The 11,813-nt window shown below is 67.6% G+C and carries 13 protein-coding genes and 1 pseudogene; 7 read left to right on the forward strand and 7 right to left on the reverse strand.

Annotation, left to right across the window (positions count from 1 at the left end; translation table 11 throughout):
* Positions 1-359, forward strand: a pseudogene (locus tag AC2VOG_RS13730) (cytochrome bc1 complex cytochrome b subunit); the annotation flags it as partial.
* A 107-nt stretch (positions 360-466) separates the two neighbouring features.
* Here the strand turns inward: AC2VOG_RS13730 and AC2VOG_RS13735 are convergent.
* The 4 genes from AC2VOG_RS13735 to ctaC form a co-directional block, all read right to left on the reverse strand.
* Positions 467-1,093, reverse strand: coding sequence for a DUF2561 family protein (locus tag AC2VOG_RS13735; protein ID WP_486940440.1), 627 nt, complete (start codon positions 1,091-1,093; stop codon positions 467-469).
* A complete protein-coding gene (locus tag AC2VOG_RS13740; protein WP_486940441.1) occupies positions 1,093-1,980 on the reverse strand; it encodes an MmpS family transport accessory protein in 888 nt (295 codons plus the stop codon). The genes AC2VOG_RS13735 and AC2VOG_RS13740 overlap by 1 nt, the downstream gene beginning before the upstream one ends.
* A gap of 197 nt (positions 1,981-2,177) precedes the next feature.
* Positions 2,178-2,597, reverse strand: coding sequence for a cytochrome c oxidase subunit 4 (locus AC2VOG_RS13745; RefSeq protein ID WP_486940442.1), 420 nt, complete (start codon positions 2,595-2,597; stop codon positions 2,178-2,180).
* Positions 2,598-2,620: 23 nt separating this feature from the next.
* A complete protein-coding gene (gene ctaC / locus AC2VOG_RS13750) occupies positions 2,621-3,697 on the reverse strand; it encodes an aa3-type cytochrome oxidase subunit II (protein WP_486940443.1) in 1,077 nt (358 codons plus the stop codon).
* Positions 3,698-3,893: 196 nt separating this feature from the next.
* On the opposite strand from ctaC, the gene asnB reads away from it, so the two are divergent.
* Complete coding sequence (gene asnB / locus AC2VOG_RS13755; protein ID WP_486940444.1) at positions 3,894-5,852, forward strand: asparagine synthase (glutamine-hydrolyzing); 1,959 nt, start codon at positions 3,894-3,896, stop codon at positions 5,850-5,852.
* Between the two features lie 99 nt (positions 5,853-5,951).
* Here asnB and AC2VOG_RS13760 read toward each other — a convergent pair whose 3' ends face one another.
* Positions 5,952-6,929 (reverse strand): carbohydrate kinase family protein, encoded by a 978-nt coding sequence (locus AC2VOG_RS13760; protein ID WP_486940445.1) that lies wholly within the window; start codon positions 6,927-6,929, stop codon positions 5,952-5,954.
* A 163-nt stretch (positions 6,930-7,092) separates the two neighbouring features.
* Here AC2VOG_RS13760 and AC2VOG_RS13765 point away from each other — a divergent pair, with 163 nt between their 5' ends.
* Positions 7,093-7,740 (forward strand): Rv0361 family membrane protein, encoded by a 648-nt coding sequence (locus tag AC2VOG_RS13765; protein ID WP_486940446.1) that lies wholly within the window; start codon positions 7,093-7,095, stop codon positions 7,738-7,740.
* Positions 7,741-7,754: 14 nt separating this feature from the next.
* Here AC2VOG_RS13765 and AC2VOG_RS13770 read toward each other — a convergent pair whose 3' ends face one another.
* Both AC2VOG_RS13770 and AC2VOG_RS13775 read right to left on the reverse strand, forming a co-directional pair.
* On the reverse strand, positions 7,755-8,114 hold the full coding sequence (locus tag AC2VOG_RS13770; RefSeq protein WP_486940447.1) for an iron-sulfur cluster assembly accessory protein: 360 nt from the start codon (positions 8,112-8,114) through the stop codon (positions 7,755-7,757).
* 90 nt (positions 8,115-8,204) lie between these two features.
* The gene (locus AC2VOG_RS13775) at positions 8,205-9,272 is read right to left on the reverse strand and encodes a glycerate kinase family protein (protein WP_486940448.1); all 1,068 of its coding nucleotides are present in this window, start codon (positions 9,270-9,272) and stop codon (positions 8,205-8,207) included.
* A gap of 73 nt (positions 9,273-9,345) precedes the next feature.
* Here AC2VOG_RS13775 and AC2VOG_RS13780 point away from each other — a divergent pair, with 73 nt between their 5' ends.
* From AC2VOG_RS13780 to AC2VOG_RS13795, 4 genes are all read left to right on the forward strand, one after another.
* Complete coding sequence (locus tag AC2VOG_RS13780; protein ID WP_486940449.1) at positions 9,346-10,005, forward strand: DUF3043 domain-containing protein; 660 nt, start codon at positions 9,346-9,348, stop codon at positions 10,003-10,005.
* 10 nt (positions 10,006-10,015) lie between these two features.
* Complete coding sequence (locus AC2VOG_RS13785; protein ID WP_486940450.1) at positions 10,016-10,552, forward strand: bifunctional adenosylcobinamide kinase/adenosylcobinamide-phosphate guanylyltransferase; 537 nt, start codon at positions 10,016-10,018, stop codon at positions 10,550-10,552.
* Positions 10,549-11,601 (forward strand): nicotinate-nucleotide--dimethylbenzimidazole phosphoribosyltransferase, encoded by a 1,053-nt coding sequence (cobT, locus tag AC2VOG_RS13790; protein ID WP_486940451.1) that lies wholly within the window; start codon positions 10,549-10,551, stop codon positions 11,599-11,601. The genes AC2VOG_RS13785 and cobT overlap by 4 nt, the downstream gene beginning before the upstream one ends.
* The coding region (locus AC2VOG_RS13795) for an adenosylcobinamide-GDP ribazoletransferase (protein WP_486940452.1) at positions 11,598-11,813 on the forward strand (216 nt) is incomplete at its 3' end. The genes cobT and AC2VOG_RS13795, both read left to right, overlap by 4 nt.

The following is an 11,813-nucleotide window of genomic DNA, read 5'->3' on the forward strand; positions in this document are numbered from 1 at the left end:
GCTGGTGCATCGCCCTGCAGCGCAGTGACCGCGCCGTCCTCGAGCACGGCATCGAGACCGGCATCATCAAACGCCTGCCGCACGGCGCCTACATCGAACTCCATCAACCCCTGGGCCCGGTCGACGAGCACGGCCACCCGGTTCCGCTGGAGTACCAAGGCGCCCCGGTGCCGGTGAAGATGAACAAACTCGGCTCGAGCGGCGCCCCCGGCTCCGGCAGCTTCCTCTACGCCGACCCGCCCGCCGAAGACGCCGCCCTGACCGAGGCACACCACGCTGCCACCGCCCGCGCGCTCACCGCGCTACGCGAGCACCAAGGCGGCAGCAACGGCCACGGTTCCACCAACGGCCACCACTAACATTCGGCCACAACCCACTTAGCTGATCGCGGCCTCGGGCATACCGAGGCCGCGATCTTTTTGCGTATCGTTGTCGTTGTCCGCACTCCATGGGTACGGCAAGGAAATCAGCCGGCGAGCATACCGCGAAGTTGCCGCACCTGGCGCCATGGCACCAGAGGCATCGCCAGTGTGATGGCCCCGGCGATGCCGTAACCAGTCCACGAGTAAGCGTCATGGCCGATCGCCATCGCATATGTCGCTGCGGCCACCGCGAGCAACGCACCGCCCATGGTTCCCATCAACGCGACGGTGCCGCGCAGCCAGAACCGATCGACCTCAGCGTCGGGTAGCGTCGGCCGCAAGCTGGTGACCCGCTCGGTGGACCCGTGCGCCATCCCGGCCATCGGCCCCGACTTAATCGACCGTGCGCTCACCGTCCGCACTGGCGACGCCGCCGGACGGGCCGCCGGGGTGTCCTGGCTGATGCGGCGGGCCCGCAGCAGCATCGGAATGGCCGCCAGGATCACCAGCGCGGAGATGAGGATGATCGCGTAGAGCACCGACGAGGTGTGCGGGTTGCCCTTCGCGGCGTGGAAGCCCCGGCCCAGGTCCATCAATGCGACGAGAGCAGCAACGCTCATCCCGACCAGCGCGAGCCAGACTGCCGCGCATGAGCCGATCAGGACGCGATCGGAAGTGGCCGCGGTGACCTTACCGCGCGGCCCCCAGGCCTGCGAGTACTTATCGATCATCAGCAGTTGACCTGCGGTTGGTTGTTCTCGTTGCTCGACAGCACCGTTCCGTCGCTGGCGGTGACCTTGCAGTTGAGCTTGCTCAACCGCAGCAGGCTGGACGCCTCGATCGAGCCGACGTCGGACGCCGAGATCGGGGTGAGCGTGATCGTCCATGGGATATAGACGTTGGACAGCGTCCGCCGCATGCCCGACGCATCGGTGTAGGTGATCGTGATCTGGTCGAACGGCGCCTTGGTGCCGGTCACCGAATACGTGTACTGCTTGGGTCCGGCCGGCGCGGGTGGAGGCGCGGGGGCCGGCGGCGGTACGGGCGCGGGAGCGGGCGCGGGCGCGGGTTCGGGCGACGGCGCCGGTGGTGGCGGAGGTGGCTCACTAGACGGCGGCGGCGGGGGTGGGGGTGGCTCACTGGACGGCGGCGGCGGCGGGCGCGTGGTGGTGGTAACGGTGATCTCGTCCTGCATCGGCGGCGTCGACGTCGTCGGCGTGCTGGGGGTGGCCAGCTTGGTGGTGTCGGTTCGCGCGAACAACAGCGACACCGAGACGACGAGGGCGATAGCGGCAACGATCGCGGCGACACCGACAATCCACGGCCAGCGCGCGGTCTTCTGTTCCGGCTCTTCTAACGGTGCATCGTCGTAGTGGTCGTAATCGTAGAGATCGAGGTTCGCCGGCACGTAGGGTCCGCTGCTGATGTGCTCGGACTCCGGGGCGGAGTAGGCCCGCGAGTAGACATCCGTCTGGCCGGTCGCGCTTTCGGCGTATGGCTCCTCAAGTCCTGCACCGAAATTGCTCTCGCCACCGTCGAACTCGCCGCCGCCTTGGCTGGGCTGGACGCCGGGTCCGAGTTCTTCGGACCCGGGTCCTGGTGGATTCGGCCCACTCATGATGGTCTGTCCTGTTCGACTACTCACTTCACCGGCGTTCGCAGCACCGCGGTCACGGTGTCGGGCGCGTTCCGATATTCCTTCATATGGCTGGCGTGAACCCTACCCAACAGGATCCCGCGCGACATTCGAGGCGACCCGGCCACCGATCAACTGATGCCCGGATCGTGACCTGAAGGCCGGCCCGCCGGTGCATCTCAGTGCTTCTCGGGACCCACGTAGTACTCGAAGACCAACCCGGCCGCCGAGCTCAGGATGAACACCACCCCGGCGCCGATCAGCCACGGCAGCCACAAGGCGATGCCGACCGCCACAACGGAACCGGACAGCGCGATCAGGATCGGCCACCAGCTGTGCGGGCTGAAGAATCCCAGCTCCCCCGCGCCGTCGCTGATCTCGGCGCCCTCATAGTCCTCCGGACGGGTGTCAAGCCGGCGTGCGACGAACCGGAAGAAGGTGGCGATGATCAACCCCAGCCCGCTGGTCAGGGCCAGTGCGGTGGTTCCGGCCCACTCGATGCCGCCGGTGGCGAACAGGCTTGTCAGCACACCGTAAAGGACCGTGCAGATGATGAAGAACGCCGCGATGAACTCGAACAACCTGGCTTCGATGTGCATTGGCCTACTCTCTTAACGGGACCCTACTTACTCGCCTGCGGCGCCATCTCGCCGCGACGGGTGTCGAAAGGATGAGTGGTGACCGCGAACGGGGGCTGCGCGATTGCCTGCAACGCCTGGGCGTTGGTCTTGCCGGCGATACGCTGCTGCAGGTAGGCCTTGAAGTCATTGGGCTGGACCACCCGCACCTCGAAGTTCATCATCGAGTGATAGGTGCCGCACATTTCCGCGCAGCGACCCACGAACGCGCCGGTCCGGTCGATCTTGGCGACCTGGAAGCGGTTGACTGAGTGGTTGGCTGCCGGATTCGGCAGCACGTCACGCTTGAACAGGAACTCCGGCACCCAGAAACCGTGGATCACGTCAGCCGAGGCCAGCTCGAACTCGATCCGTTTGCCGACCGGCAGCACCAGCACCGGGATCTCCGTGCTGGTCCCGATCGTCTCGACCTTGTCGAAGTTGAGGTAGGTGCGGTCTTCGGTATTGAGCCCGCGGACCGGGCCGACCAGTTCCTCACCGTGCTTGTCTTTGCCCTCGGGCTTGGACACCATGGCCGCTTTGCGGGCCGGATCCGCTCCGTCGTAATGGAGGGTGCCGTCTTTGAAGTCGATCTTTTGGTAGCCGAATTTCCAGTTCCACTGGAACGCGGTGACGTCGACGACGACCTCGGGGTCGGACGCCAGATGCAGCACCTTCTCCTGCACCACCACGGTGAAGTAGAACAGCACCGAGATGATCAAGAACGGCGTCACAGTGAGCACCAGTTCCAGCGGCATGTTGTAGCCGAACTGCCGGGGCAGTTCGGTGTCGGTGGCCTTCTTGCGGTGGAACGCCATGGACCAGAACATGAAGCCCCAGACCATGATGCCGACCACCAGAGACGCGATCACCGCGCCAATCCAGAGATGGCGGTTCCAGGTAGCTTCCTCGGTGATGCCGGTCGGCCAGCCCAACGCCATGGCCTCGGTGAAACTGCACCCGCTCAGGCTCACCGCAAGCAAGCCCAGCATGCCGATTACCGCCGGCTTACGTAGCCTGCGGAAATCTGCCGATCGGCTCTTCAACAAGCCCTGCGAAAAGCTTGGCCCGCGAAATGTCACGGTCACGCCTCCTGAGAATCACCAGCTGGACCAACGTCGCACATCCCCGGTCAGGGGATTGTCGGCTGACTCGCACGTCGAATACTACGCAGCGTAGACCACTCATGCCGCGGAGCCGAGTGCAGGCCCGCCGCTTTTAGGCCGTCGCTGTGCGGCATCCATGAGCGGCCGCCGCCGTGCGGCATACTTATCGGCGATGTGTGGACTGCTGGCCTTCGTGGCCGCCTCGGCCGACGCCGAGTCGAACGGCGACGCGCACGCCACCGCCGAGGCCATCGCGCAGGCGTCGCACCTGATGCGCCACCGTGGGCCCGACGAACCGGGCACCTGGGCCGACCCCGCCGGGACCGTTGTTTTCGGCTTCAACCGGCTGTCGATCATCGACATCGCGCATTCGCATCAGCCGCTGCGCTGGGGCCCGCCAGAATCCCCGGACCGCTACGAGTTGGTGTTCAACGGCGAGATCTACAACTACCTGGAGTTGCGCGCCGAACTCGCCGAACGCCACGGCGCCGTGTTCGCCACCGACGGCGACGGCGAGGCGATCGTGGCCGCCTACCATTACTGGGGAGCCGACGCGCTGCCCCGGCTGCGGGGTATGTTCGCCTTCGCGCTCTGGGACACCGTAACCCGCGAATTATTCTGCGCCCGAGATCCTTTCGGCATCAAACCGCTGTTCATGGCCACCGGCACCGGCGGCACGGCGGTAGCCAGCGAGAAGAAATGCCTGCTGGAGTTGGCCGAGCTGGTGGGATTCGACACCGGGGCATCTGGGATCGACGAGCGCGCCGTCCAGCACTACACAGTGCTTCAGTACGTGCCCGAACCCGAGACGCTGCACCGTGGCGTGCGCCGGCTGGAATCGGGCTGCTATGCCCGCATCCGTCCCGGACGGCAACCGGAGACCACCCGCTACTTCGTCCCACGTTTCCAGACGGTGCCCTTTTCGAAGGGCACCGAGCAGGCCCGCTACGCCGAGATCACCGCGGTTCTGGAGGACTCGGTGGCCAAGCACATGCGGGCCGACGTCACTGTCGGTGCGTTTCTGTCCGGGGGCATCGACTCGACCGCGATCGCGGCGCTGGCCATCCGGCACAACCCGCGGCTGATCACGTTCACCACTGGCTTCGAGCGCGAGGGATTTTCCGAAGTCGACGTTGCGGTCGCGTCGGCCGAGGCGATCGGTGCCCGACACATCGCCAAGGTGGTAGCTGCGGAGGAGTTCGTCGAGGCGCTGCCCGAGATCGTCTGGTATCTCGACGAACCCGTGGCCGACCCGGCACTGGTCCCGCTGTTCTTCGTGGCCCGCGAGGCACGCAAACATGTCAAGGTGGTGCTCTCCGGTGAGGGCGCCGACGAGTTGTTCGGTGGCTACACCATTTACCGGGAACCGTTGTCGCTGAAGCCTTTTGACTACCTGCCCCGGCCGTTGCGCCGCTCGATGGGCAAGGTGTCCAAGCCGCTTCCGGAGGGCTTGCGCGGCAAGAGCCTGCTGCACCGTGGATCACTGACGCTCGAGGAGCGCTACTACGGCAACGCCCGCAGCTTCTCCGACGCGCAGTTGCGCGACGTGCTGGCGGTGTTCCGGCCGCAGTGGACGCACACCGACGTCACGGCGCCGCTCTACGCCCAATCCGCCGACTGGGACCCGGTCGCGCGGATGCAGCACATCGACTTGTTCACCTGGTTGCGCGGCGACATCCTGGTCAAGGCCGACAAGATGACCATGGCCAACTCACTGGAACTGCGGGTCCCGTTCCTGGATCCCGAGGTGTTCGCCGTAGCGTCGCGGTTGCCGGTCGACGCCAAGATCACCCGCACGACCACCAAGTACGCGCTGCGCCGCGCACTGGAGCCGATCGTGCCGCCACATGTGCTGAACCGCCCGAAGCTGGGTTTCCCGGTGCCGATCCGGCATTGGCTGCGCGCCGGCCCGCTGCTGGAGTGGGCGCACGACACGATCAGTGCCTCAGCGACTGACTATCTGATCGACCGAGCGGCCGTTCTGCGGATGCTCGACGAACACCGAAGTGGTGTAGCCGATCACAGCCGCCGGCTGTGGACGGTACTGATCTTCATGCTGTGGCACGCGATCTTTATCGAGCACCGCGTGGTGCCGCAGATCAGCGAGCCGCTATATCCGGTGCAGCTCTAGGCACTCTCGCCCGAGCCGTCTTCGCCGAGACTTAACTCCTTGCGATCGGCGTCGGCGTGTTGTCACCACCGGTTAAGTGTCGCGGGCTGGGCGGGAGCTCTACGCCAGGACGGTGGCGATCTCCGCGGCCGCGTCGTCGCCGTAGGCGTCCGCCAACCGGACCTTCGCCGTGGCGGGGTCCCAGTTCCATTCCTGGGTGCCGGTCGACTCCAGTACCAGAACCGCGACCAGTGAGCCCAACTGTGCCGAACGCTCCAGGCTCAGGCCACCGCTGCGGCCGGTGAGGAATCCGGCCCGGAAGGCGTCACCGACGCCGGTGGGGTCGGTCAGGCTGGTCTCCGGGACGACACCGACGTGGATGGTCGTGCCGTCGCGGTCGATGATGTCGACGCCTTTAGCGCCCAGCGTGGTCACCCGCAGGCCGACCTTGCCCATCACGTCAGCCTCCGACCAGCCGGTCTTGGACTGCAGCAGTTCCCATTCGTAGTCGTTGGTGAACAGGTACTCCGCGCCGTCGACGAGCTTGTCGATCTCTTCGCCGGACAGCCGGGGTAACTGCTGCGAGGGGTCGGCGGCAAAGGGCAGGCCGAGCTTGCGGCACTCCTCGGTGTGCACCACCATCGCGGCCGGATCGTTGGCACCGATGATCACCAGGTCCGGCCTGCCGAGCGAGGAGACGACGTCGGCCAGCTTGATGTTGCGTGCTTCGGACATCGCCCCCGGGTAGAACGACGCGATCTGGGCCATGTCCTCGTCGGTGGTGCAGACGAAACGCGCGGTGTGGGCGGATTTCGAGATCAGCACGTGGTCGGTGTTGACGCCGTGCGACTGCAGCCACTTGCCGTAATCGCCGACGAAATCGTCACCGGCGGCCCCCACCAGCGCCACGTCGCCACCGAGCACACCGATGGCGAAAGCGATGTTGCCGCCGACGCCGCCGCGATGAATCACCAGGTCGTCGACCAAAAAACTCAGCGACACCTTCTGCAGATGCTCGGCCAACAGGTGTTCAGCGAACCGACCCGGAAACCGCATCAAGTTGTCAGTGGCAATAGAACCCGTTACCGCGATCGTCACGAAACTCCACCCCTTCAAATCCTAAGTTCGGCTATCGAAGCCTACCCGTGACCGTGGTCGGCTCCGCACCGCGGGCAGACGCCAGCTAGCCTCCGTAAAAGAACCTCGCGGCGGCCTGACGCGTCCAGGGCCCTGCGGCTTTGCTACCCGAGGAGATCCAGCTATGCCGGGTCCGTACTCGTCGGACCAACGTGGGGGCTCCGACGGACCGCCGCTTGCCGACACACATCCCAGTGAGCCCGCTGCAGCCCCGGCGGGATACCCGACACCGCAGCCGGTGCAGCCGTACCCGGGTCCGACGCTGCCGCCGGCGCCCCTGTCGAGGCCTCGCCGACGCGGATTGCTCGTCCGCGGCGGCATCGCGCTGGCCGTCGTCGCCGCGGCGATCGCCGCCGTCGTGTACGGCACGCACCGCGCTCCGCTGGGCGCGCCGGGAACGTTCTCCGATGCGACCGCTCAGTCGGCGATCCAGGGCTACCTCGACGCGCTGGAACATCGCGACATCGAGGCCATCGCCCGCAATACGCTGTGCGGCATCTACGACGCCGTCCGGGACCGCCGGGCCGATCAGGCGTTGGCCAAGCTCAGCAGCGACGCGTTCCGCAAGCAGTTCACCGAGGCGCGGGTGACATCTATCGACAAGATCGTCTATTGGTCCAGTTACCAGGCGCAAGTACTGTTCACCATGCGTGTGCAACCGCCGACGGGCAACGGTACGCGCAGCGAGGTGCAGGGCGTCGCGCAGTTGATCAGTCAGCACAACCAGATCCTGGTGTGCTCCTACGTGCTACACAGCGCGGGAATGTACTGAGCCCCGCTCGAAGCTCAGTTGAACGAGTCGCCGCAGGCGCACGAGCCGGTGGCGTTCGGATTGTCGATGGTGAAACCCTGCTTCTCGATGGTGTCGACGAAGTCGATCGAGGCGCCCTGAATGTACGGGGCGCTCATCCGGTCGACGGTCAGCGTCACGCCACCGAACTCGGCGGTGAGGTCACCGTCAAGGGCGCGGTCGTCGAAAAACAGGTTGTAGCGCAGGCCTGCGCAGCCGCCCGGCTGGACCGCGATCCGCAGCGACAGGTCGTCGCGCCCCTCCTGATCCAGCAGCGCCTTAGCCTTGGCTGCCGCGGCGTCGGTCAAGATCGCGCCGTGGGTGGTGGCGGTGGCTGACTCGTCCTGAACAGTCATTGCTTCTCCTGAGTAAGTACGTGCGTGCTGGTGGGTTCGCTCGGCGATTCAACCCACCTTCCCAACGGTACCTTGTCGTGCGGCCGTTCGTCAGAGCCGTGCGGCGACCTCGGCGGCCAGCCCCATCAACTGGTTGGCGGCATCAGCCAGCGCCAGCCGCGTCGAGCCGGCGTAATCGGCGACGCCGGCCGCGCCCAGAACCCCCGCGGAGTGGAAGGTCGCCTCGTCCAGCGCGACCTGGCCGGCCAGCACTACCACCGGTGCCGGCGACGTTCGAGCCAGCGTTCCGACGACCTTGCCGCGCAGCGACTGCTCGTCGAATGTGCCCTCCCCGGTGATGACCAGGTCGGCGACGGCCAGTTCGGCGGCCAGGCCGGTGCACTCGGCGATGATCCCGGCGCCCGACCGGCACCGGCCGCCCAGCGCGAGCAGCGCCGCCCCGATCCCGCCTGCGGCCCCCGCACCCCGCTCCGCACTGACCGGCCCACCGGCGGCGTCCAGCTCGCGGGCCCACTGCTCGAGGCGTTCTTCGAGGGCAGCAACGGTGCCACGATCGGCGCCCTTCTGCGGGCCGAACACCCGGGCCGCACCCCAGGGCCCCAGCAGCGGGTATTCGACGTCGCAGGCCGCGACCAGCTCGACTCTGTCGAGACGTCGCCGCGCCACCGGAAGGCCGCCGAGTTCCTCGATCAGCCCGCGACCGCCGTCGGTGCAGGCAGAGCCACCCAGCCCGACCACGATGCGGGTCGCGCCCGCCTCGAGGGCCGCGGCGATCAGCTGACCGACGCCACTGCTGTGCGCCGCCAGTGCGGTGTGCGGCGTCGGCGGACCGGCCAGCAAGGCCAGTCCGCAGGCCTGCGCGCATTCCAGGTAGGCGGTCCGCGACACCGGGTCAAGCACCCACGCGGCGGAGACGTCAGCGGTCAGCGGACCGCGAACGGTCAGCGTGCGACGCTCCCCCAACCGGCTGGCCAGCACGTCGACAAACCCCGGACCGCCGTCGGACTGCGGCGCGACGACAATGCGATCTCCAGGACGCACCCGGTTCCAGCCCGCGGCGATGGCCGCTGCCGCCTCGACCGCGGTCAGGGTGTCGCCGAAGCTGTCGGGCGCGATGAGCAGACGAAGGGCCGGCGCATCGCGTGCCGATCCACTCATCTGAGCAACAGTAGAACGTCGGACCAGCTCGGCCGTTTTCCAGACGCCTCCGCGGTTAAGTAACCTGGCGGGCGTGAAACTGCTGGGCCGTAGCAAGGGCGAAGACCGGCGCGCGCCCGCGCCGCCGACCGATGTCGTCGAAGCGACGGCGCCGAACACCCCGCAGGCCACCGCCCGCAAGGGACGGCCCACGCCCCGACGCGACGCTCGCCGCAAGGGCCCAGTCGCGCCGGCGCCGATGACCTCCTCGGAGGCCCGGGCCCGTCGGAAGTCATTGGCCGGACCCAAACTCAGTCGTGCCGAACGTAAACAGCAGAGCTCCGAGCGGCGCACCCACATGGCCGAGCGACGCGAGCGCATGCTCAGCGGTGACGAGCGGTATCTGCTGTCTCGCGATCAGGGGCCGGTGCGCCGGTATGTCCGCGACATCGTCGATTCTCGTCGCAACGCGCTCGGTCTGTTCATGCCGTCGGCGCTGGGTCTGATGTTTTTCATGTTCGCCGTCCCCCAGCTCCAGTTCTACGTGTCGCCCGCGATGCTGGTGTTGATGCTCGTGATGGCGCTCGACGGGCTGATCCTGGGTCGCAAGGTCGCCCGCAAGGTCGATGAGAAGTTCCCCCACGACACCGAAAGCCGTTGGAAGCTAGGGCTTTACGCGACCAGCCGGGCATCTCAGATGCGCCGGATGCGGGCACCGCGACCTCAAGTCACGCACGCCGACCGCGTCGAGTAGACGACCCCCTGTGCGAACCTTGGTGCTCGGCGGAGTCAGGTCAGGCAAATCCCGGTGGGCAGAGTCGGCCATCGCCGAGTCGCTGCCGACCGATCAGACTGTGGACTACCTGGCGACCGGAAAGGCAGGCGACTGCGATCCAGCCTGGCGGCAGCGCGTGGCCGAGCATCGCGGCCGTCGCCCGCAGCACTGGCACACGGTCGAAACCGACGATGTCGCAGGGCAGTTGCGACGAGCACCGGACACCGCGACGCTGGTCGACGACATGGGCGGCTGGCTGGCCGCCACCCTGGATCGGCGGCGGGCCTGGGAAGGCGGGTCGGTATCGACCGAGCTCGACGAACTGACAAGCGCCATCGCGAGTTTCACCGCACCGTTGGTGCTGGTCAGCCCGGAGGTCGGTCTGACGGTCCATGCCGGCACCGCGTCGGGCCGACGGTTCACCGATGAGCTGGGCTCACTCAATCAGCGGTTGGCCGCATTGTGCGAGCGCGTCGTGCTGGTGGTAGCCGGCCAGCCACTGGCGATCAAGCAGCCTGAAACGTGACGATGTTCGCGCCGGTGACGCCGCCCGATACAGCCGCCGCGGCGGCGGCGCGCGCCCGCCAGGACACCCTCACCAAGCCGCGCGGGTCGCTGGGCCGCCTCGAAGATCTGTCCGTATGGGTGTCGTCGTGCCAAGGACACTGTCCACCAAAGCAATTCGAGCATGCCCGGATCGTCGTCTTCGCCGGAGACCACGGCGTCGCCCGGTCCGGCGTGTCGGCGTATCCCCCTGAAGTCACCGCGCAGATGGTCGCCAACATCGCCGCCGGCCGCGCGGCAATCAACGTGCTCGCCGACATCGCCGGGGCCACCGTGCGGGTCGTCGACCTCGCGGTGGACGCCGATCCGCCGTCCGCCGCGATCGGCGCCCACAAAGTGCGACGAAGCAGCGGTGACATCGCCACCGAGGATGCGCTCACCGGGCAGGAGACCCGCGACGCGATCGACGCCGGTCGCCAGGTTGCCGATCAGGAGGTCGACTCGGGCGCCGATCTGCTGGTCGCGGGCGATATGGGTATCGGAAACACTACTGCGGCAACGGTTCTGGTCGCGGCGCTGGCGGGTGTCGAGCCGGTGGCCGTGGTCGGTTACGGGACCGGGATCGACGACGCCGGATGGGCCCGCAAGACCGCGGCGGTGCGCGATGCGTTGTACCGGGCCGAGCACGTGCTGGGCGATCCGGTGGCGACCTTGCAGTGTTGCGGCGGAGCCGATTTGGCAGGCATCGCCGGCTTTTGTGCGCAGGCCGCTGTGCGGCGGACACCGGTACTGCTCGACGGCATGGTCGTGACGGCCGCCGCGTTGATCGCCGAGCAACTGGCGCCGGGTGCGCGGTTGTGGTGGCAGGCCGGCCACCGGTCGACCGAGCCCGCGCACGAGCTCGCACTGGCCCGACTCGGTCTGGATCCGATCCTCGATCTGCGCATGCGACTCGGCGAAGGAAGCGGTGCGGCGCTGGCATTGCCGGTGTTGCGGGCCGCGGTGGCCACCTGCGCGTCGATGGCGACGTTCGCCGACGCCGGCGTGACCGATCGCTTGTCTGCATCGTGATCCGTTCGCTGGCAGCGGCTTTCGCGTTCGAGACCGTCGTCCCGATGCCCGCCGGTCGGGATCGGCCGTTCGGCCGCGGCGCGATGACCGCCCTTCCGGTGGTGGGCGCCGCGCTCGGCGCGCTGGTCGCCGCGGTGACGTGGGCCGGCTGGTGGGCCTTCGGCCCCGCGAGCCCGCTGGCCGGCCTGGTCGGGGTTGCCGCACTGCTGGCG

The organism is Mycobacterium sp. TH-M11, assembly GCF_057473725.1.